This window comes from Type-D symbiont of Plautia stali (assembly GCF_001485335.1).
In the GTDB taxonomy this organism is placed as follows: Bacteria; Pseudomonadota; Gammaproteobacteria; order Enterobacterales; family Enterobacteriaceae; genus Pantoea; species Pantoea vagans_C.
Map to the genome: position 1 here is coordinate 1 of NZ_BBOC01000096.1, position 20,113 is coordinate 20,113.

Below are 20,113 nucleotides of genomic sequence, written 5' to 3' on the forward strand. Positions count from 1 at the left end.
TAGGGATTTCTTTTGGACTGACAAGCGCTAATTTAAAGTTTTTGCACGACAGCTCAACTTTTAACCCAAACGATGTAAAACCGACCTGTTTCTTGTGATGCGCCATAAAAAAACGGGCCCGAAGGCCCGTTTTGGTCAGTTCGAATTACTGATGTGCGACGATGGCATCGTCTTTAACATCCATTTCAATGGTTTTGCCCGGAACGAAAGCACCAGAAAGAATCTTCTGCGCCAACGGGTTTTCAATTTGCTGTTGAATCGCACGTTTCAATGGACGCGCACCGTACACTGGATCGTAACCATTCTCGCCCAGCAGCTTCAGCGCGGCATCGGTGATATGTAACTGGTAGCCACGTTCTTCCAGACGTTTATACAAACGCTGGAGCTGAATCTGCGCGATTGAGGCAATGTGTTTTTCTCCCAGCGGATGGAACACCACCACCTCATCAATACGGTTAATGAACTCTGGACGGAAATGCGCCCCAACCACAGACATCACCATATCTTTCATTTCTGGATAATCCAGTGAACCGAAGCGCTCCTGAATCAAGTCCGATCCAAGGTTAGATGTCATGATCACCACCGTATTACGGAAATCAACAGTGCGGCCTTGACCATCGGTTAAGCGACCATCATCCAATACCTGCAACAGGATGTTGAACACGTCAGGGTGCGCTTTCTCAACTTCGTCCAGCAAAATGACGGAATAAGGGCGACGACGTACCGCTTCCGTCAGATATCCCCCCTCTTCATAACCCACATAGCCCGGAGGTGCCCCCACTAAACGTGAGACCGAGTGTTTCTCCATGAACTCCGACATATCAATACGCACCATGGCGTCGTCGCTGTCGAACAGGAAATTGGCCAATGCTTTACACAGTTCGGTTTTACCGACACCGGTTGGCCCCAGGAACAGGAACGAACCAATCGGACGATTAGGATCGGACAAACCTGCGCGGCTACGGCGAATCGCATTGGATACGGCTTCTACCGCCTCATTTTGCCCAATCACACGGGCATGAAGTTCCTGCTCCATACGCAGTAATTTTTCACGCTCACCTTCCATCATGCGCGCCACTGGAATCCCCGTCCAACGCGCCAGCACATCGGCAATCTCCACATCCGTAACGCGGTTGCGTAACAGCTTCATGGTTTTGCCTTCTGACTGGGTCGCAGCGGCTAGCTGTTTTTCCAGTTCAGGAATTTTGCCGTATTGCAGTTCCGACATTTGGCCAAGGTCGCCCACACGTCGGGCTTGCTCAAGCGACAAACGTGCTTGCTCCAACTCCGCCTTAATGTTTTGCGTGCCGGTTAAAGAGGCTTTTTCTGCTTTCCACTCTTCTTCCAGCTCGGCGTATTCACGCTCTTTCTGATCGAGTTCGGTTTCCAGCATCTCCAGACGCTTGATGCTGGCATCATCCGACTCTTTCTTCAGCGCCTGCTGTTCCAGCTTTAGCTGGATGATGCGACGATCGAGACGGTCAAGCGACTCGGGCTTGGAATCCATCTGCAGACGAATGCTGGATGCGGCCTCATCAATCAGGTCAATGGCCTTATCCGGCAACTGACGATCAGCGATATAACGATGCGACAGGGTTGCCGCTGCCACAATCGCTGGATCGGTGATCTGCACATGGTGGTGAAGCTCATAGCGCTCTTTCAAACCACGCAGAATAGCGATGGTGTCTTCCACACTCGGCTCTGCCACAAAAACTTTCTGGAAGCGACGTTCCAGCGCAGCATCTTTTTCGATGAACTGACGATATTCGTTTAACGTCGTGGCACCCACGCAATGCAACTCACCGCGAGCCAGAGCGGGTTTCAGCATATTACCGGCATCCATGGCACCATCCGCCTTACCGGCGCCGACCATGGTATGCAATTCGTCGATAAACAGAATGACGTTACCTTCCTGTTTCGCTAAATCGCTCAGCACACCTTTCAGACGCTCTTCAAATTCGCCGCGGTATTTTGCACCCGCCACCAGCGCGCCCATATCCAATGCCAGCACCCGACGGCCTTTCAGCCCTTCCGGCACTTCACCATTGATAATGCGTTGTGCTAAACCTTCGGCGATAGCGGTTTTACCTACGCCCGGTTCACCAATTAATACTGGGTTATTCTTGGTACGACGTTGCAACACCTGAATGGTGCGACGAATCTCTTCATCACGACCAATAACCGGATCTAACTTGCCGAGTTCGGCGCGCTCGGTTAAATCAATGGTGTATTTTTTCAAAGCCTGGCGCTGATCTTCAGCTCCTTGATCGTTCACGTTCTCTCCTCCCCGCAATTGCTCGATGGCCTTAGCGAGTTTTTCAGAGGTTGCACCAGCAGACTTAAGGATGTCCGCCAGCGAACCGCGAGAGTCGAGGGCCGCCAGAACAAATAATTCAGATGATATAAAGTTGTCGCCGCGCTTTTGCGCCAGCTTGTCGCACAGGTTCAGCACGCGAATTAAATCGGCTGATGGTTGCACGTCGCCATCGGTGCCTTCTACCTGAGGCAGACGGTTAATGGCTTGTTCGATGCTGGAGCGCAGTCCAGCGACGTCGGTCCCTGCTGCACTGAGCAATGGACGCACCGATCCACCTTCCTGATTGAGCAAAGCGCTCATCAAATGAAGGGGTTCAATAAATTGATTGTCGTGTCCCAGAGCAAGGGACTGAGCATCGGCAAGGGCCAACTGGAATTTGTTAGTAAGACGATCCAGACGCATGATTCCTCCAATACAGGTCAAAATGCTACTGGAGATTAAATGAGGTCATCCCTCAAATTTTTCAAGGTTAATGACCTGCATTGTGAGTAAAAAATACGCTACTGGATCGTCTTGCGGCGTAAGGTTATCTCAGCCAAATCAAAGTTGCCATACGCCCGGTAATTCCGTTGCGTCGGAAGGAGAAAAAATCGGCAGACTCAGTGAACGTGCAACGCTGCGTACCACTGACGGAACGTACGCCTGCGGCCTGTAAGCGCTGGCGAGCCAATTGCCAAATATCAGCAAAATATTTATCATCCACCGGACGAAAAGCCGCATCGGCTTGCGCATTATGAGCCATAAAAGCGGTGCGGACCTCTGGACCCACTTCAAACGCATCAGGCCCGATTGCCGGACCAAGCCATGCGTGAATCTCACTAGCGGGACAATGAAATTGCGCCAGAGTCTGCTCAAGCACACCATTACACAGCCCACGCCAGCCTGCATGCGCGGCCGCTACTTCACTGCCATCATCGCTACAAAACAGCACTGGCAGGCAATCTGCCGTCATCACCGCACAGACGACGCCCGATTCCCGCGTAATGGCGGCATCAGCATTCGGCAACGCTTCATCTGCAGGTAGGCGAGCCACCGCGTGTCCGTGAACCTGGTTAAGCCACTGCGGCATGGAAGGCAACACACCCTCGGTTAAGCGTTGGCGATTTTGCAGCACATGCATTTCGTTATCGCCAACGTGTCCCCCAAGATTCAAAGAATCCCAGGGTGCCACGCTGACGCCGCCGTGGCGCGTGGTGGAACATGCCTGGACACGCTGCGGAGCAGGCCAGTCCGGGATGATCCACTGACTCACAGCCAGTCCATTTGATCGCGGAACTCGTGAGTATCCGCTTTAAGGGCGTCGATCAGATCGACCATATCCTGCGGTAATGGCGCATGCCACTCCATTTCAATCCCGGTGATGGGATGATAGAGACGCAGCATCGTGGCATGCAGAGCCTGGCGATCAAACCCACGCAGTGCGGCGATGAATTCATCGGATGCGCCTTTCGGTGGACGTGGACGACCGCCGTACAGCGGATCACCAACCAGAGGATGGTTGATATGCGCCATATGCACACGAATCTGGTGGGTACGCCCGGTTTCCAGACGCAGACGCAAACGCGTGTGCGCACGGAAGTGTTCCATGATGCGGTAGTGCGTCGTAGCCGGTTTCCCCATTGGATGTACAGCCATGTGGGTGCGCTTAGTCGAGTGACGTGCCATCGGCTCGTTAACTGTGCCACCGGCCGTCATGGTGCCAATCGCCACCGCTTCATACTCACGCGTGATTTCACGCAGCTGCAATGTTTCCACTAAATGTGTTTGTGCCGGAACCGTCTTCGCCACCACCATCAATCCCGTGGTGTCTTTATCGAGACGGTGCACAATGCCTGCACGCGGAACGTCGGCGATGGGCGGGTAATGATAGAGCAGCGCATTCAGCACGGTACCATCTGGATTACCGGCACCCGGATGCACCACCAGGCCACGCGGCTTGTTGATAACCAGGATATCGTCATCTTCATAGACGATGTTCAAGGGGATATCTTGCGCTTCCCAGCGTTGTGCTTCTTCGATTTCAGCATCGATTGACACCTGCTCACCGCCGAAGACTTTCTCTTTCGGTTTGTCGATGATGGTGCCGTTGACGCTGACGCGACGCTCGAGGATCCACTCTTTTATGCGAGAACGTGAATAATCAGGGAACAATTCTGCCAAAGTCTGATCTAAGCGTTGTCCAAGCTGTGCTTCGGACACCGTTGCGGTGAGTTGAACTTGTTGTGCCATATACAGCTTCTTCGTTAACGTTGGGTTTTCACGGCGATGCCGTTTAATATAATGTGCTATCGTACCAGGTCATAACCGGGAGCTTAACGGACAGCTTCCGCTACAACACTTTGAGGATAATCATTTCGTCATGACGCGTATGAAACATCTGGTGGCTGCTGCCACATTGAGCCTGAGCCTGGCTCTGGTGGGTTGTTCCGGCTCATCGGATCCGGTCCCGGACAGCCCGCCATCTGAAATTTACGCCACAGCCCAGCAAAAGCTGCAGGACGGTAACTTTAAAGCGGCGATTAAGCAACTGGAAGCGCTGGATAACCGCTATCCATTTGGTCCTTATTCGCAGCAAGTACAGCTGGATTTGATCTACGCGTATTACAAAAATGCCGATCTGCCACTGGCGCAAGCCGCTATCGCACGCTTTATGCGTCTCAATCCGACTCATCCAAACATCGACTACGTCATCTATATGAAAGGTCTGACGGATATGGCGTTGGATGATTCTGCACTGCAGGGCTTCTTCGGTATCGATCGTTCTGATCGTGATCCGACGCACGCTCGTGATGCTTTCCGTGACTTCTCTCAGTTACTGCGCAGTTATCCTAACAGCCAATATGCTGATGATGCGCAGAAACGTTTAGCCTACCTGAAAGAGCGTCTGGCGAAGTATGAACTCTCGGTGGCGCAATTCTATACCAAGCGTGGTGCCTATGTCGCCGTTGTTAACCGCGTTGAAGGGATGATGAAAGATTTCCCGGACACCGAAGCCACACATAAAGCACTGCCATTGATGGAAAATGCCTATCGCCAGCTGCAGTTGACAGCAGAAGCCGATAAGGTGGCAAAAATCATCGCGGCGAATAGCCAGTCTTAATTTACTGCCAATAAAAAAAGCAGCCGTAATGGCTGCTTTTTTTTGCTGAAAAATCAGCCAACTTACTGATTTTCCGCTGCGGTTAACTCATCAATCTTGCCCCGTTCACCTTTGTGCTTCAAGCTTTTTCCGCGACTTTCTCAGCCTTTCTCACAATTCACTGGCCTTGACAAAAAGTGACATCCTAATGTGATCTGGATCACACATTTTCTTAATATCCGCGGTATGCTGGACCTACCCAGACGGAAATGACAGAGAGGTTTAACTATGATTCTGAACATTACCAGCAAACAAATGGATATCACTGCGGCAATCCGCAACCATGTCGAAGACCGTCTCGCCAAGCTGGAAAAATGGCAAACTGACCTGATAAACCCGCATATCGTGTTATCGAAAGAGCCTAAAGAATTTGTGGCTGATGCCACAATCAATACGCCAAACGGCACGCTGGTCGCCAGCGCGAAACACGAAGATATGTACACGGCCATCAATGACCTGATTGCCAAGCTGGAACGACAACTCAATAAAGCGCAACACAAACCCGAAGCACGTCGTGCTACCAGCAGTATGAAAGATTTCACCCCTGCGGGATAATCCCCCATTTTCCAGTAACGCGCCTACGGGCGCGTTTTTTATTGACAGCTTTTGAGCACTGCGGTTAATCTCACTCCACTTCTTACAGGAAACACACATGAAACATTTACCGTTCTTCTTCGCATTCTTTTTTACCTTCCCCTGATTGGGAGGCGATTCGTCATGTGAAAATGAATGCGAAGACGAACAACAAAGCCTCCCAACCGGGAGGCTTTTTTATTGGACATTTTACAGGTGAGCCCTATGAATCCCGAAAATCCGCTGCTGGCATTACGCGATAAAATCAGCGCCGTTGATGAAAAGCTGTTAACGCTGTTGGCTGAACGTCGTTCGCTGGCGGTTGAAGTGGCCCAAGCCAAACTGGCCACACATCGCCCCATTCGTGACGTTGAACGCGAGCGCGCACTGCTGGAAACGCTGATTACACTGGGCAAGAAACATCAGCTGGATGCACACTACATTACACGTTTGTTCCAACTCGTCATTGAAGATTCTGTTCTCACCCAACAAGCGCTACTGCAAAAGAATCTCAATCATCCACATGCACACGCACCACGTATCGCCTTCCTCGGCCCGAAAGGTTCTTACTCTCACCTTGCTGCACGTAAGTACTCGGCGCGCCATTTTGATTCAATGGTTGAAATCGGTTGTCTGAAATTCCATGACATCATTCATCAGGTGGAGATTGGCCAGGCCGATTACGCAGTGATGCCGATTGAGAACACCAGCTCAGGTTCAATCAATGATGTTTATGACCTGCTGCAACAAACCTCACTCTCCATCGTGGGTGAACTGACCATCCCCATCGAACACTGTGTGTTGATCAACGGCAATACCGATCTGCAGCAAATTGAGACGGTTTATAGCCATCCACAACCTTTCCAGCAGTGCAGCCAGTTCATTAATCGCTTCCCGCAGTGGAAAATTGAGTACACCGAAAGCACCGCTGCCGCCATGGAAAAAGTGGCAGCCATGAACTCACCGAAAGTTGCAGCGTTGGGGAGTGAAGCGGGCGGGGAATTGTATGGCTTGCAGGTGCTGGAACGTGATTTGGCAAATCAACAGCAGAATCACACGCGCTTTATCGTTCTGGCTCGTAAGCCAATTGAAGTCTCCAGCCAGGTGCCAGCCAAAACCACATTGATCATGGCAACGGGACAGCAAGCCGGTGCGTTGGTCGACGCATTGCTGGTACTGCGTAACCATAATCTGATTATGAGTAAGCTGGAGAACCGTCCGATTAATGGCAATCCGTGGCAAGAGATGTTTTACATTGATGTGCAGGGTAATCTGCAATCAGAAAGTATGCAGCTTGCCCTGAAAGAATTGCGTGATATGACCCTTTCACTGAAAGTGTTGGGCTGCTATCCGGGCGAGAATGTTGTGCCTGTGGAACCACGCCTGTAAAAGTAAAAAGGCATCCTTGCGGATGCCTTATCTTTTATTGCCGGCTGTCATTTGCCGAGCGCAGCATGCTGCGGCTCTCGACCAGGAAACGTTGGGCGTAATCACCAAACCAATGCGCAACTCGCTCAAAGCTTTGGATAAATGCCTGCTTGTCGCCCTGCTCCAGCAAGGTAATCGCATCACCAAAGCGTTGATAGTAGCGCTTAATCAACGCCAGATTGCTCTCCGATGACATAATAATGTCTGCGTACAGCTGTGGATCCTGCGCAAACAGACGCCCTACCATGGCCAGTTCAAGACGGTAAATAGGCGACGACAATGCCAACAGCTGATCCAGATTCACATTCTCTTCCGCCAGGTGCAGGCCATAGGCGAAAGTGGCAAAGTGGCGCAATGCCTGAATAAAGGCCATGTTCTGATCGTGTTCAACCGCGCTGATACGATGCAAACGCGCGCCCCACACCTGAATCTGCTCAAGGAACCATTGGTAAGCTTCCGGCTGACGACCATCACACCAGACCACTACCTGCTTCGCGAGGCTGCCGCTATCTGGTCCAAACATCGGGTGCAGACCCAGTACAGGCCCAGTATGTGCAGCCAGCATCGCCTGTAGCGGACGGTTCTTCACCGATGCCAGATCGACCAAAATGCAGTCTTCCGGCAGTTTCGGCAGCTCAGCGATAATCTGTTCTGTCAGGTGGATCGGCACACTGATCATCACCATGCCCGCATCTTTGAGCAACTCCTCGGAGCGATCCCAGTCGCCTTTATCGAGGATGCGCACTTGATATCCAGACAGCGTGAGCATCTTTTCAAACAGACGCCCCATCTGGCCACGGCCACCCACAATAACCACTGGACGCAACGTCGGGCACAGCGTTTTAAAGCCTTTGTCATTTTCGTGCGCGTAGGATTCACGCATCAAACGACGCAAGACATCTTCGATCAGATCGGGAGACACGCCCAGCGCTTCCGCTTCCTGACGGCGTGAAGCCAACATGCTGGCTTCACGTTCTGGCACGTAAATCGGCAAGCCGTAACGGCTTTTGACTTCCCCTACCTCGGCTACCAGCTCAAGGCGTTTAGCCAAGAGCCCCAGCAAAGCTTTATCTACTTCATCAATTTGATCGCGTAGCGCGGTCAGTTCAGCCACCATGACTCATTACACCTCGTGTGACAGACGCGCCGACAGCACTCCCTGCAGATCCTGATGGATTTCACGCAGCAAGGTTTCCGTGGTTTCCCAGTTGATGCAGGCATCAGTGACAGAAACACCGTATTTCATTTCGCTACGCGGCTGTTCAGAAGACTGGTTGCCTTCGTGAATGTTGCTTTCCAGCATCAGGCCAATGATGGAGCGGTTTCCATCTTTAATCTGCGCGATAGCCGATTCGGCTACGCCAGGCTGACGACGATAGTCTTTGTTAGAATTACCATGGCTGCAATCTATCATTAAGGCTGGGCGCAGTCCCGCTTTCAGCATCTCTTTTTCACACTGCGCAACATCTTCTGGGCCGTAGTTTGGCGCTTTACCACCGCGCAGAATCACGTGACCATCCGGGTTACCCTGGGTTTGCAGCAGGCAAACCTGACCCGCCTGGTTGATGCCCACAAAGCGGTGTGGCATCGCAGCAGCACGCATCGCATTAATCGCGGTACCCAAGCTGCCATCTGTGCCGTTTTTGAAACCAACAGGCATTGACAGACCAGAAGCCATTTCACGGTGTGTCTGAGATTCAGTGGTTCGCGCACCAATAGCAGACCAGCTAAACAGATCGCCGAGATATTGTGGGCTGTTAGGATCCAGCGCTTCCGTTGCCAGCGGCAGGCCCATTTCTACCAGGTTGACCAGCAGCTGACGCGCAATGTGCAGCCCGGCTTCCATATCAAACGAGTTGTTCATGTAAGGATCGTTGATTAACCCCTTCCAGCCGACGGTGGTACGAGGTTTTTCAAAATAAACGCGCATAACGATGTACAGCTGATCCTTCAACTGTGCAGAAAGAGTTTGTAGCTGACGAGCATACTCGAGTGCTGCTTCGGTATCGTGAATCGAACAAGGGCCACAGACCACCAGCAAGCGCGGATCGCGCCCGGCAATAATATCGGCAATGGTCTGGCGAGAAGCGGCAATTTGCGCTTCCTGCGCCGCAGTGAGCGGGAACTTCGCTTTCAGCTCTTGCGGGGTAATTAAAATTTGTTCGTCGGCGATATGCACATTGTTCAGCGCGTCTTTCTGCATGATAGCGATCCTTTTTACTCGTTTATGCGGTTTTTGGATCCTCACTGAGGATGGCGCTTACTTTACCACAAAATGTATAGGTTGCAATCCACAAGTGTACAGTTTTATTACCATACAAATTACGGCATGCGAAATTTAAAAACAAAAATTCTATAAAACAATCATTTAAATAGAAATCACCAAAAGAACATAACCACTTAAATGTACCACTTTGTTTACACCTGGTAATTTGAAAAGAAATGCCTAATGCGGACAGATCCACTAACATTCTGTATTTGGTTAACTTTTTAGGGATCATTCAGTGGCCATTTCCAACGTTGCGTTACGCCCCTTTGTCTCGCAGGATGCCGCAGCCTTTACCGAGGCCGTTAATCATTCGCTGAACAGCCTGAAGCCGTGGATGGCGTGGGCACATGAAGATTATCGTGCAGAAGAAGCCATAAGTTGGATCAATTTCACCCACATGCAGCGTGATAAAGGCGAAGCGGAGGAGTTTGCCATCGTTGATGGTGAGGACCGTCTGCTTGGCGGTGCGGGTATTCGTTTCGCACAGCAACCCGGAGATTTCAACGCCATTGGCTATTGGGTGCGGAGTGATGCACAACGGCTAGGTGTCGCGACGCGAGCAGTTGCACTGTTAGTCGACTTTGGCTTCCAGCATCTGGATATTTCGTTGCTGGAAATTGTCGCGGCAGAAGAGAACCACGCCAGTCGAGCGGTTGCCTTGCGCAGTGGATTCGAGTTTATCGAATACCGCTATGGTTTAATCGTACTCGACAGTGGGCCGGTGAACTCGGCGATTTATCACCTGAAACGCCCATAAAAAAAGGGGCTGGCCCGTAGGCCAACCCCTTGTTTGCTATTAACTTTGAGATGTCGCTTACGCGCCAAGACGCTCTTTGATACGAGCTGACTTACCGGTGCGCTCACGCAGGTAGTACAGTTTGGCTTTACGCACAGCACCACGACGTTTGACAGTAATGCTGTCAATTACCGGAGAGTGAGTCTGGAAGACACGCTCAACGCCTTCGCCGTTTGAAATCTTACGAACAGTGAATGCAGAATGCAGACCGCGGTTACGAATAGCGATAACCACGCCCTCGAATGCCTGCAGACGCTTCTTAGAACCTTCAACGACCCATACTTTCACTTCCACGGAATCACCCGGACGGAATGAAGGTACGTCCTGCTTCATCTGCTCTTGTTCAAGTTGCTTGATAATGTTGCTCATAATTAAATCTCTATATCCTGGGTAAACTGATAGTCAGGGAAGATTACTCTTCCGCCTGATCGTTTTGTTGCTGCTGATGTTCCCGTTGGAACTCATTTAGCAACCGTGCTTGCTCTTCAGTCAGAGCCAGGTTTTCCAGAAGTTCAGGTCTTCTTAGCCAGGTACGGCCTAGCGACTGTTTCAGGCGCCAACGGCGAATATCAGCATGATTGCCCGACAGCAATACTGGCGGAACCTCCATGCCTTCTAACACTTCAGGTCGGGTATAGTGAGGGCAATCCAACAAACCATCCGAGAACGAATCCTCATCGGCTGACGCTTGTTTTCCCAATACGCCGGGTATAAACCGGGCAACCGAGTCAATCAACGTCATTGCGGGTAGCTCACCACCGCTGAGAACGTAATCACCGATTGACCATTCTTCATCAATCTCAGTGTGAATCACGCGCTCATCAATCCCTTCATAGCGACCGCATACCAGAATCAACTTCTGATTGGTCGCCAGTTCGCAAACGCCTTGTTGGTCAAGTTTGCGACCCTGAGGTGAAAGATAAATCACCTTAGCGCCTTCTCCCGCCGCTGCTTTCGCTGCGTGGATAGCATCCCGTAAGGGTTGCACCATCATCAACATCCCCGGTCCGCCGCCGTAAGGACGATCGTCCACGGTACGGTGCCGGTCATGCGTGAAGTCACGAGGACTCCAGCTTTCAATGTTGAGCAGGCCATTTTTTACTGCCCGGCCAGTTACCCCGTACTCGGTAATAGCGCGAAACATCTCTGGAAACAGGCTAATAACACCAATCCACATCGCGTTCGCCGTTACGTTACCGGATTGTCCGGAGATCAAAAACCAGGATCCCAATCTACTTCAATAGTGCCAGTAGAGAGATCGACTTTCTTGATAACCTGTTCATCAAGAAACGGAATTAACCGCTCTTGTGCACCGAATGCATCTTTCAGGTTTGCCTTAACGACGAGCACGTCGTTCGAGCCGGTTTCCATCATATCAATGACTTTTCCCATCTCGTAGCCGTCGAGGTTCACTACTTTGCAACCCATAAGGTCTTTCCAGTAGTAATCACCTGCTTCCAGCGCTGGCAGCTGCGTGGAGTCAACCGTAATTTCGCAATTGGTTAACTGGGCTGCAGCGTCCCGATCGTCAATGCCTTTGACTTTGATGATCAGGTCCTGATTGTGGTGCTTCCAACCTTCCAGTTCAACATGCTGCCATTTACCGGCGCGCTGAATAAACCAAGGTTGGTAGTCGAAGATACTTTCAGCGTCTTCAGTGGAGGAAAACACTTTGAGCCAACCCCGAATCCCGTAAGCGGCGCCCATTTTACCCAATACAATTGGGTTAACGGGAAGCTGTGCGGCAGGTTTAATGCTCATGCTCACCACCGTGACAGATTAAGCTGCTTTCTTTGCTTCTTTGATCAGCGCGTTAACGCGATCAGAAAGCGTTGCGCCCTGGCCAACCCAGTGCTCAATACGGTCCAGATCCAGACGCAGACCTTCAGCCTGACCAGAAGCGATCGGGTTGAAGAAACCTACGCGCTCGATGAAACGACCATTACGCGCATTGCGGCTGTCAGTAACGACGACCTGATAGAACGGACGCTTTTTCGCGCCGTGACGTGCCAAACGAATTGTAACCATAACATCCTCATTAGTTAATAAAGCGCTCGGGCTCCATCGAGGGATGGAACCCGAGCGCAATATAAAAAGCCCGAAAATTTTACTCATTTTGGCGAAAAAAGCAACCTGAGAGTGTCAATTATCTGGCTGTTAGCCGGTCACCTTAGCGGCCGGGGAATCCAGGCGGCATCATGCCTTTCATGCCACGCATCATTTTGGCCATGCCACCCTTCTTCATTTTCTTCATCATGCGCTGCATGTCGTCGAACTGTTTCAGTAAACGGTTGACGTCCTGCACCTGCATGCCAGAACCGGTCGCGATACGGCGCTTGCGTGAGCCTTTGATGATTTCAGGCTTCTGCCGCTCTTTGGTCGTCATCGAATTGATGATGGCCTCCATACGCACCAGCACTTTGTCATCCATCTGCGACTTCACGTTGTCTGGCAACTGGCCCATGCCCGGCAGTTTACCCATCAGGCTTGCCATGCCGCCCATGTTGCGCATCTGCTTCAACTGCTCAAGGAAATCGTTGAGATCGAATCCGTCGCCGGTCTTCAGTTTCTTCGCCAGTTTTTCCGCTTGCTCACGGTCAACTTTGCTTTCGATATCTTCGATCAGCGACAGTACGTCGCCCATACCGAGAATGCGTGAGGCGATACGATCTGGATAAAACGCTTCCAGAGCTTCGGTCTTCTCACCCATACCCATGAATTTAATCGGCTTGCCGGTAATATGACGAATCGACAGTGCCGCACCACCGCGGGCATCACCATCCACTTTGGTCAGAATCACACCGGTTAATGGCAGCGCTTCGTTGAAGGCCTTCGCCGTGTTCGCGGCATCCTGGCCGGTCATGGCATCGACCACAAACAGAGTTTCCACCGGGTTAATCGCGGCGTGCACCTGTTTGATTTCATCCATCATGGCTTCATCGACGTGCAAACGGCCGGCGGTATCCACCAGCAGCACATCGTAGAATTTCAATTTGGCTTCTTTCAGCGCGTTCTGCACGATATCGACCGGTTTCTGAGTCAGGTCAGAAGGACAGAAATCGACACCGACTTGTTCCGCCAGGGTTTCCAGCTGTTTGATCGCCGCAGGGCGATACACGTCAGCAGAGACAACCAGCACTTTCTTCTTGTGCTTCTCGCGCAGGAATTTACCTAACTTCGCTACGCTAGTGGTTTTACCCGCACCTTGCAGACCGGCCATCAGCACCACGGCTGGCGGCTGTGCATTCAGGTTCAGTGCATTGTTTTCTGCACCCATTGCCGCAACCAACTCGTTGCGCACAATTTTGATGAACTCCTGACCCGGTGTCAGGCTTTTGTTGACATCCTGCCCGACCGCGGCTTCTTTAACGCGGTTGATAAACTCACGCACCACCGGCAGCGCAACGTCAGCTTCCAGCAATGCCATGCGCACTTCGCGCAGGGTGTCTTTAATGTTGTCTTCGGTCAGCCTTCCACGGCCGCTGATGTTGCGCAGGGATTGCGACAAACGATCGGTTAAATTATCAAACATGCTCTCTCACTTAGGACCGTAGCGAGGCCGCCTGGGCGGCACAATGCGGCGGATTATAGCACGAAGCTACAGCGATCTCTGCAATTGACCTTGAGATCGTTTGGAGCCTGATGCGGCTGGCGCTATACTGGTTTTTTCCTTATCTGACCGACACCTGAAAGGATCTATGTTCGTTTTCGCGATTGTGGCGCTGTTCGCCTACTCCCTCAGCCTTGCATTGATCATTCCCAGCCTGCTGAAACGCAACGGTGGCTGGCGGCGTTTTGCCATGCTTTCAGCCTGCGTGGCATTGATTGCCCATGCTGTGGCGCTGCAACAACGTATTTTTGCCGTCGATAACGGACAAAATCTCAGTCTGCTGAACATTGGTTCACTGGTCAGTCTGCTGATTTGCGCCATCATGACCATCGTGGCGTCGCGTAACCGCGGCTGGCTGTTGCTGCCGATTGTTTACGGCTTTGCGCTGATCAATCTGGCTTTCGCCACCTTTGTGCCGAATGCCTTTATTACCCATCTGGAAACCACGCCAGGCATGATGATTCACATCGGCCTGTCGCTGTTTGCCTATGCAACGCTGATTATTGCCGCACTGTATGCGCTGCAGCTGGCGTGGATCGACTATCAATTAAAAAATAAGAAACTGGCTTTCACTCAGGATATGCCGCCGCTGTTGAGCATCGAACGTAAGATGTTCCACATCACGCAAATTGGTGTGGTGTTACTGACGCTGGTTCTGTGCACCGGTTTGTTCTTTATGCACAACCTGTTTAGCGCGGAAAATGTCGACAAGGCTGTCCTTTCTATCATTGCCTGGTTTGTCTATATCGTTCTGCTCTGGGGACACTATCACGAAGGCTGGCGCGGACGCCGTGTCGTCTGGTTCAACTGCGGCGGTGCGCTGCTGCTGACCATGGCCTACTTCGGCAGCCGCGTGCTGCAGCATCTGCTCACTTCTCACTAAAGGAATTTTTGCGTTGGAACATGTTTCAACCACCACGCTGATCATTACGTTGGTCATCATGGTGCTGGTCTCTGCGTATTTCTCCGGTTCAGAGACCGGCATGATGACGCTCAACCGTTACAAACTGCGTCACAAAGCCAAAAGCGGAAACCGTGCCGCTCGTCGCGTTGAAAAGCTTTTGCGTCGTCCAGACCGCCTGATAAGTCTGGTGCTGATTGGCAATAACCTCGTCAATATTCTCGCTTCTGCATTAGGTACCATTGTCGGGATGCGTCTGTATGGCGATGCGGGCGTGGCGATTGCCACCGGTATTCTGACCTTCGTAGTGTTGGTGTTTGCCGAAGTCTTGCCGAAAACCATCGCCGCCCTGTATCCGGAAAAAGTGGCCTACCCCAGCAGTGTGCTGCTGGCGCCGTTGCAATATGTGATGTTGCCATTGGTGTGGCTGCTCAACACCATCACCCGCATTCTGATGCGTATGGTCGGGATTAAAACGGAAGGCTCTATCAGCTCGGCGCTGAGTAAAGAAGAGCTGCGCACCATTGTGTACGAGTCACGCTCGCTGATGTCGCGCCGTAACCAGGACATGCTGCTGTCTGTGCTGGATCTGGAAAAAGTCAGCGTTGACGACATCATGGTGCCGCGCAATGAGATCGTCGGTATCAACGTCAATGACGACTGGAAATCGATTGTTCGTCAGCTCAGCAACTCGCCACACGGTCGTATCGTGCTGTTCCGCGATTCGCTGGACGACTGTGTTGGCATGCTGCGCGTGCGTGAAGCCTGGCGCATGATGACCGAGAAGAAAGAGTTTAATAAAGACCGTCTGCTGCGCGCCGCCGATGAAATCTACTATGTGCCAGAAGGAACGCCGCTCAATGTGCAGTTGGTCAAATTCCAGCGCAATAAGAAGAAAGTCGGTTTAGTGGTGGATGAGTATGGTGACATCAAAGGTCTGGTGACTATTGAAGATATTCTGGAAGAGATAGTCGGCGACTTTACCACCTCAATGTCCCCATCCCTGGCAGAAGAAGTGATGCCGCAGAATGACGGTTCCGTACTGATTGAAGGCAGCGCCAACGTGCGTGAAATCAATAAAGCCTTCAACTGGACACTCCCTGAAGATGAGGCGCGCACCATTAACGGCATGTTACTGGAAGCGCTGGAAGAGATTCCGCAGGTGGCGACTCGCGTCAAAATCGACAAATACGACGTTGATATTCTCGATGTGCAGGACAACATGGTGAAGCAAGTACGCATTACCCCACACCATCCGTTAAAATCGTCCATTGGTTCCTGAAGCCAAAAAAAACGCCGCGATCATCGCGGCGTTTTTATCAGTATCAGGCAACAACTAGATGTGCAGCTCTTTTAGCTTCTCTGCTGGCAGCTTCAGATCTTCATTGCGGTTCACGCCAATGTCATGCGCCAACACGTTGCGTGCAATCTGTTGCGCTTCATCCAGTGAGTGCAGCTTGTAGCTACCACACTGATATTCGTTCAATTCTGGAATCTGGCTCTGCTCTTTCACCTTCAGAACGTCTTCCATCGCCCCTTTCCAGGCTTTGGCCACGCGCTGCTCATCAGGTTCACCAATCAGGCTCATGTAAAAGCCCGTGCGGCAGCCCATCGGGGAAATATCCACAATTTCCACACCGTCACCGTTAAGGTGGTTACGCATGAATCCTGCAAACAGGTGCTCCAGCGTGTGGATGCCGCGCTCAGTCAGAATATCGATATTCGGACGGCAGAAACGCAGATCAAAGACGGTGATGGTATCGCCATGCGGAGTGTTCATGGTTTTTGCAACGCGCACGGCAGGTGCGCCCATGATGGTGTGATCAACAGTAAAACTATCCAGTAGTGGCATACGTCACCTCCTGTTTTGAGAATTTTTTTAAAACGATGAAACTTTTCCGTTCGCCCAACGTCTGAATATATGAAAGACGCGCATTTGTTATCATCATCCCTGACAACAGAGATGTTTATTTCGGCCACAGTGATGTGGCCATTTTCTTTTTTAGCCTTCGCGACCCGCCAGATAGCTCTCGAAATCCAGCGTATCACTCTGTTCTAATTTCTTCTGCGACTGCACCGACTCCAACGCCTGACGACTAAAGTCATCTTCCGTCAAAATCTCTAATGGCTCTTCACACAATAAATGACGGTACTGCTCAGCTAACGCCACACCTGCTCCGGTTAAACCATTTTCTTTGATCGCATGAAGAATGCGCGCCGAATAGGTTAGCTCAGGATCATCAAACGATGCTACCAGTTGATCGCAAACCTGTTGATATTGCGTGCTGCCGTGATTGCTGTCGAGCACTTCCGCCACACGACTCAGGTCAGCAAACAGCGCTTTGCCCACGTCCACCAACGGATGTTCTGTGTCGCTACAACCAACACCAATCACCTGGCCAGGCTTACGCCCTTCCATCACCACGCGATTCCAGTTCTTACGGCTACACAGCAATTCGTCGGAGCTCATCTCCGGCGCATCCGCCAACGTACACCAAATCAAGAACAGATCAAGGAAACGCGCCTGGTTGGCGTCGACACCAATCGCGGAGAACGGGTTGATATCTAACGATCGCACTTCTATATATTCGATCCCGCCGCGCAGCAGTGCATCAGAAGGCGCTTCGCCAGAACGGGTGACACGTTTAGGACGAATCGGTGCATACAGCTCGTTTTCAATCTGCAACACGTTGGTATTCAACTGTAGCCAGTTGCCATCCGCGTCTTTAGTGCCCATGGCGGCATACTCTTCCGACGGCGTTTTGATCGCTGCTTTCAGCGCAGCAACATAACCGTCGAGGGAGTTAAAGGTGATACCCAAACCGCTTTGCGATTTGTTGGTATACCCCAGATCGCTCAAACGCAGCGAGGTGGCATACGGCAGCCATAGCGTACCTTTACCGTCGGTTTCAAACGGCAATTTGCTTTCACGTCCCTGCAGGAAGGAAGAGCAGATCGCCGGTGATGAACCAAACAGATATGGGATCACCCAGCCAAAACGATAGTAGTTGCGGATCAAACGCAGATAGCCGGCAGAGATCGTCTCTTTGCCACTCTCGGCATCTTTGACATCCGCCCACTCTTGCCAGAATGACAACGGCAGTGAGAAGTTGTAATGCACGCCAGAGATAATCTGCATCAGCGCGCTATAGCGATTTTTCAGGCCCTGACGATACAGGGTTTTCATTTTGCCGATGTTGGAGCTGCCGTATTGAGCCAGCTCAATACTCTCCACATCTTCGACGTAGCCCGGCATACTGAACGGCCACATCCGCTCCTGCCCCAACTCACGCGCCACATGGCGGTGAATGTCACGCAGGAAAGCCAGCGATCGATCAATGCTCTGATCGACAGGCGTGATGAATTCCAACAACGTTTCAGCAAAATCGGTGGTGATCCAATCATGCTTAAGCGCTGAACCGAGCGATTCAGGATGTCCGGTGGTTGCCAGGTGACCATTCGGATTGACGCGCAATGTTTCGCGTTCAATGCCACGGCCGATACCCTTCAACGCGTCGGGATGCGCTTCCAACCAAGAGAGCGCTTTAGATACGTCCGGGATCACATTAACCTCCCGCTGTGCGAATAATTTATTTTTGTTCAGCATAATGTTAACCGTAGCCTCGAATCTGTGCGAATCAATGCCACCATTGCATTGTTTGTAATGTGGCAGTCGCGATAACGATATAACGCAGCGTTTTACCAATGGCGAGGAACAGCACCGCTGGTAGCCAGGCAAAGCGCAACCACCCTGCTAGCACGCAAAGCAGGTCGCCCACTACCGGCAGCCAGCTAAAAAGTAGCGCTGCAGGTCCCAATCGATGTAACCACGTCATTGCTGTGTCGTGCCATCGCCCCTGCCCTTTTGGCGGCATAAGACGACCAAGAAGAATGTTGGTCAGGCCGCCCAGGGTGTTTCCCACTGATGCAGCCAATAACAATCCGTAGACCGAACCCTTTTGGGCGATCAGCAAAGCAACCAGCACAGCCTCTGAGCTTCCCGGAAGCAGGGTCGCGCTTAGAAAGCTACTGCCGAATAACGATCCATAAGTCAGAAACTCATTCACAGTAAGCGGACATCAACCACATCCATGCCCGCGGCTTGTGCCGCCAGAACGCCAAAGTCAGCATCTTCAAACACCACACAACGTTCAGGCGCTACGCCCATTAACTCGGCGCAGCGTAAAAAGGTATCGGGTTGCGGTTTATGACGTTGAACATCATCAGCACCTACCACAGCATCAAACAGATGGTAAACGCCTAATGCTTCAAGTAACGCTTTCGCCAGGCTGTGTTCGCTGCCGGTGCCCACCGCCATAGGACGACGGCCATGATAGGCCTTCACCACCTCCATGAGCGGCAAAGGGCGTACGTCATCGAGTAACATCGCCTTCAACGCCACCGTTTTCTCTGCGGCCAGCAGATGAGGGTCCTGCGTGGCATTGTTGTGCTCAAGAATGTACTGCGCCAGTTGCCAGGTGGGTGCGCCATTGAATGCCACCATTTTTGCTTCATCCATGGTGAATCCATAGCGGCTCAGCACCTGCTGCCAGGCTTTTCGATGTGTCGGCTCAGTGTCCAGGATCGTGCCGTCCATATCGAAAATCAGGGCATCATATTGGTCGTACATTGTCACTCCATCGAGTACCACTAAATGAGCCATTACTTTAGCGTAATGCGCTTAGGTTGTCGCCAGGTGTGCTTAACAGCAAATGCTTTGAAAGCATTAGCATTTTTTGTTTTCGGAAAAAGGTCAGGATAAGATGCCGGGGATAAATGGCGGTTAAATCAGGGATTTTTGTCGATGCGGTAGATTACAGAGAAGAATTCAGAAAGCAGGCGTTGAATATTTTGCTGAGAATATGGTGCATCCAGGAGGATGACTCGGCTTTCGCCTCGCCCTTCGGGCCGTTGCTGAAGCAACGTTATCCTCCTTAGTGCGGCCTGAACGTTTATCACGTCATGACACACTGAGGCAGTTTCCACATTCGAGAATATGGTGCATCCAGGAGGATTCGAACCTCCGACCGCTCGGTTCGTAGCCGAGTACTCTATCCAGCTGAGCTATGGATGCATTGAA

General features: G+C 51.6%; 21 protein-coding genes, 1 tRNA gene and 1 other annotated feature. Of the genes, 7 read left to right on the top strand and 15 right to left on the bottom strand.

All coding sequences use genetic code 11. The annotated features are described in order from the left end of the window. Nucleotides 1-145: 145 nt before the first annotated feature. The 3 genes from clpB to rluD form a co-directional block, all read right to left on the bottom strand. Entirely contained in the window at nucleotides 146-2,719 is a 2,574-nt protein-coding gene (clpB, locus tag PSSD_RS22310; RefSeq protein WP_058973722.1) for an ATP-dependent chaperone ClpB, read from the bottom strand. A gap of 124 nt (nucleotides 2,720-2,843) precedes the next feature. Then, entirely contained in the window at nucleotides 2,844-3,569 is a 726-nt protein-coding gene (yfiH, locus tag PSSD_RS22315; protein ID WP_058973723.1) for a purine nucleoside phosphorylase YfiH, read from the bottom strand. Then, nucleotides 3,566-4,546 (bottom strand): 23S rRNA pseudouridine(1911/1915/1917) synthase RluD, encoded by a 981-nt coding sequence (gene rluD, locus PSSD_RS22320; protein WP_058973724.1) that lies wholly within the window; start codon nucleotides 4,544-4,546, stop codon nucleotides 3,566-3,568. Before rluD ends, yfiH begins: the two co-directional genes overlap by 4 nt. Nucleotides 4,547-4,676: 130 nt before the next feature. Here rluD and bamD point away from each other — a divergent pair, with 130 nt between their 5' ends. From bamD to pheA, 4 genes are all read left to right on the top strand, one after another. Continuing rightward, entirely contained in the window at nucleotides 4,677-5,417 is a 741-nt protein-coding gene (gene bamD, locus PSSD_RS22325; protein WP_058973725.1) for an outer membrane protein assembly factor BamD, read from the top strand. Nucleotides 5,418-5,684: 267 nt separating this feature from the next. After that, nucleotides 5,685-6,011: a ribosome-associated translation inhibitor RaiA gene (gene raiA / locus PSSD_RS22330; RefSeq protein WP_039330820.1), complete on the top strand. Its 327-nt coding sequence runs from the start codon at nucleotides 5,685-5,687 to the stop codon at nucleotides 6,009-6,011. A gap of 96 nt (nucleotides 6,012-6,107) precedes the next feature. Then, nucleotides 6,108-6,232, top strand: a sequence feature (Phe leader region). Then, entirely contained in the window at nucleotides 6,109-6,156 is a 48-nt protein-coding gene (pheL, locus tag PSSD_RS27545; protein WP_100703679.1) for a pheA operon leader peptide PheL, read from the top strand. It overlaps the preceding feature by 48 nt. Before the next feature lie 22 nt (nucleotides 6,233-6,254). After that, nucleotides 6,255-7,418 (top strand): bifunctional chorismate mutase/prephenate dehydratase, encoded by a 1,164-nt coding sequence (gene pheA / locus PSSD_RS22335; RefSeq protein ID WP_058973726.1) that lies wholly within the window; start codon nucleotides 6,255-6,257, stop codon nucleotides 7,416-7,418. A gap of 34 nt (nucleotides 7,419-7,452) precedes the next feature. On the opposite strand, the gene tyrA is transcribed toward pheA, so the two are convergent. Continuing rightward, the gene (gene tyrA / locus PSSD_RS22340) at nucleotides 7,453-8,574 is read right to left on the bottom strand and encodes a bifunctional chorismate mutase/prephenate dehydrogenase (protein WP_058973727.1); all 1,122 of its coding nucleotides are present in this window, start codon (nucleotides 8,572-8,574) and stop codon (nucleotides 7,453-7,455) included. Nucleotides 8,575-8,580: 6 nt separating this feature from the next. Further along, nucleotides 8,581-9,660 (bottom strand): 3-deoxy-7-phosphoheptulonate synthase, encoded by a 1,080-nt coding sequence (locus PSSD_RS22345; protein ID WP_039330814.1) that lies wholly within the window; start codon nucleotides 9,658-9,660, stop codon nucleotides 8,581-8,583. Between the two features lie 301 nt (nucleotides 9,661-9,961). On the opposite strand from PSSD_RS22345, the gene PSSD_RS22350 reads away from it, so the two are divergent. Further along, entirely contained in the window at nucleotides 9,962-10,483 is a 522-nt protein-coding gene (locus tag PSSD_RS22350) for a GNAT family N-acetyltransferase (RefSeq protein WP_058973728.1), read from the top strand. 57 nt (nucleotides 10,484-10,540) lie between these two features. Here the strand turns inward: PSSD_RS22350 and rplS are convergent, their stop codons facing one another. The 5 genes from rplS to ffh form a co-directional block, all read right to left on the bottom strand. Continuing rightward, a complete protein-coding gene (rplS, locus tag PSSD_RS22355; RefSeq protein WP_021507324.1) occupies nucleotides 10,541-10,891 on the bottom strand; it encodes a 50S ribosomal protein L19 in 351 nt (116 codons plus the stop codon). Nucleotides 10,892-10,934: 43 nt separating this feature from the next. Beyond that, the gene (gene trmD / locus PSSD_RS22360; protein WP_058973729.1) at nucleotides 10,935-11,699 is read right to left on the bottom strand and encodes a tRNA (guanosine(37)-N1)-methyltransferase TrmD; all 765 of its coding nucleotides are present in this window, start codon (nucleotides 11,697-11,699) and stop codon (nucleotides 10,935-10,937) included. A gap of 35 nt (nucleotides 11,700-11,734) precedes the next feature. Further along, on the bottom strand, nucleotides 11,735-12,283 hold the full coding sequence (gene rimM, locus PSSD_RS22365) for a ribosome maturation factor RimM (protein WP_058973730.1): 549 nt from the start codon (nucleotides 12,281-12,283) through the stop codon (nucleotides 11,735-11,737). 18 nt (nucleotides 12,284-12,301) lie between these two features. Next, nucleotides 12,302-12,550: a 30S ribosomal protein S16 gene (gene rpsP, locus PSSD_RS22370; RefSeq protein WP_007893313.1), complete on the bottom strand. Its 249-nt coding sequence runs from the start codon at nucleotides 12,548-12,550 to the stop codon at nucleotides 12,302-12,304. Between the two features lie 142 nt (nucleotides 12,551-12,692). Next, nucleotides 12,693-14,054 carry a signal recognition particle protein gene (ffh, locus tag PSSD_RS22375; protein ID WP_058973731.1) on the bottom strand — a complete coding sequence of 454 codons (1,362 nt, stop codon included), beginning with the start codon at nucleotides 14,052-14,054 and terminating at the stop codon, nucleotides 12,693-12,695. A 166-nt stretch (nucleotides 14,055-14,220) separates the two neighbouring features. Here ffh and PSSD_RS22380 point away from each other — a divergent pair, with 166 nt between their 5' ends. Together PSSD_RS22380 and PSSD_RS22385 are read left to right on the top strand one after the other, a co-directional pair. Beyond that, nucleotides 14,221-15,015 (top strand): cytochrome C assembly family protein, encoded by a 795-nt coding sequence (locus tag PSSD_RS22380; RefSeq protein WP_058973732.1) that lies wholly within the window; start codon nucleotides 14,221-14,223, stop codon nucleotides 15,013-15,015. A 13-nt stretch (nucleotides 15,016-15,028) separates the two neighbouring features. Next, a complete protein-coding gene (locus tag PSSD_RS22385; RefSeq protein ID WP_039330802.1) occupies nucleotides 15,029-16,315 on the top strand; it encodes an HlyC/CorC family transporter in 1,287 nt (428 codons plus the stop codon). A gap of 54 nt (nucleotides 16,316-16,369) precedes the next feature. On the opposite strand, the gene luxS is transcribed toward PSSD_RS22385, so the two are convergent. From luxS to PSSD_RS22410, 5 genes are all read right to left on the bottom strand, one after another. Beyond that, complete coding sequence (gene luxS, locus PSSD_RS22390) at nucleotides 16,370-16,885, bottom strand: S-ribosylhomocysteine lyase (protein ID WP_039330800.1); 516 nt, start codon at nucleotides 16,883-16,885, stop codon at nucleotides 16,370-16,372. A gap of 150 nt (nucleotides 16,886-17,035) precedes the next feature. Continuing rightward, complete coding sequence (gene gshA, locus PSSD_RS22395; protein WP_039330798.1) at nucleotides 17,036-18,640, bottom strand: glutamate--cysteine ligase; 1,605 nt, start codon at nucleotides 18,638-18,640, stop codon at nucleotides 17,036-17,038. A 31-nt stretch (nucleotides 18,641-18,671) separates the two neighbouring features. Then, nucleotides 18,672-19,100 carry a YqaA family protein gene (locus PSSD_RS22400; RefSeq protein ID WP_039330796.1) on the bottom strand — a complete coding sequence of 143 codons (429 nt, stop codon included), beginning with the start codon at nucleotides 19,098-19,100 and terminating at the stop codon, nucleotides 18,672-18,674. Beyond that, nucleotides 19,097-19,663, bottom strand: a complete 567-nt coding sequence (gene yqaB, locus PSSD_RS22405; RefSeq protein WP_058973733.1) for a fructose-1-phosphate/6-phosphogluconate phosphatase — start codon at nucleotides 19,661-19,663, stop codon at nucleotides 19,097-19,099. Before yqaB ends, PSSD_RS22400 begins: the two co-directional genes overlap by 4 nt. A 367-nt stretch (nucleotides 19,664-20,030) precedes the next feature. Further along, nucleotides 20,031-20,107 (bottom strand) — tRNA-Arg (locus PSSD_RS22410). Between the last annotated feature and the right edge of the window lie 6 nt (nucleotides 20,108-20,113).